This is a genomic window from Pseudoalteromonas sp. SR45-6 (assembly GCF_014163545.1).
GTDB classification, from domain to species: Bacteria; Pseudomonadota; Gammaproteobacteria; order Enterobacterales; family Alteromonadaceae; genus Pseudoalteromonas; species Pseudoalteromonas rhizosphaerae.
The window spans coordinates 1-458 of record NZ_JACJDM010000186.1 but is presented as its reverse complement, the minus strand read 5'-3'; the positions used below and the strand labels follow the sequence as shown (position 1 = coordinate 458).

1 pseudogene is annotated in these 458 nt (G+C 36.2%); it reads left to right on the top strand.

Annotated features, from left to right (window positions below):
* Positions 1-78 precede the first annotated feature (78 nt).
* Positions 79-458 (top strand): annotated as a pseudogene (locus H5158_RS22825) (hypothetical protein); the annotation flags it as partial.

The window sequence follows — 458 nt, the reverse complement described above, 5'->3', positions numbered from 1 at the left end:
GAGCGATATAAAATAGAAATGTGTGGAAATAATTCCGCTAGGGTTATTTTATTTGGTCCCATAATAATCGGATTTACTTTGAGTTTAATCTTGTTGATCTGTTGCTTTGTGGCCACCTATTCCAATGAGCCATTTCAATGGTGGATACCTATACTCACTTTTTCTTGGAACTTGTTTTTTCTTAACTTATTACCAATAACAGATAGTTACATCCCTAAAAAGCAAATATATTTTGACAGAAAAAAACAGTTAGTCGGCTTTACCTATAAGATACCTGGTTGTGAAGAGCGTGATGAGCTGGGTAATTGTTGTTTTAAATGGGCTGATATTGCCTGCCACCTTGATATAGTGGCAACACGCCCGGGTGTAATGGGGTTTGTGCCTTTTATTAGTCATATTGATGAGGATAAATACCCTGAGACTAAAATAGCTGTTCAAGTGCCTGATAACTCAAATAA